Source organism: Photorhabdus africana (assembly GCF_035181445.1).
In the GTDB taxonomy this organism is placed as follows: domain Bacteria; phylum Pseudomonadota; class Gammaproteobacteria; order Enterobacterales; family Enterobacteriaceae; genus Photorhabdus; species Photorhabdus laumondii.
The window spans coordinates 1-223 of record NZ_JAXBVE010000327.1; the positions used below are offsets into that span (position 1 = coordinate 1).

Consider the following 223-nt stretch of genomic DNA (forward strand, 5'->3'; position numbering starts at 1 on the left):
TGAAAGCATTTATTGACACTGCTATCATCGTTCTCAAAGCGTTAATCGCGCTTTTAGAGCTGATCCGTGCATTTCTGAAATAGATAACGGAAACGTAGCTAAGGCCATCGGGGTAACCTCCCGGTGGCCTTTAACATTTACCGCCTTTGATCAAGCAAACCACTCTTGTTTAAGTCGCCCAATATACTGATCTAAAAGTTAAATTTGGTCATCCCGACTGGAC

1 protein-coding gene is annotated in these 223 nt (G+C 43.0%); it reads left to right on the forward strand.

Annotated features, from left to right (window positions below):
• Positions 1–11 precede the first annotated feature (11 nt).
• The gene (gene dinQ / locus SLS51_RS25005; RefSeq protein WP_369293964.1) at positions 12–83 is read left to right on the forward strand and encodes a damage-inducible type I toxin DinQ; all 72 of its coding nucleotides are present in this window, start codon (positions 12–14) and stop codon (positions 81–83) included.
• The last annotated feature ends 140 nt before the right edge of the window (positions 84–223 follow it).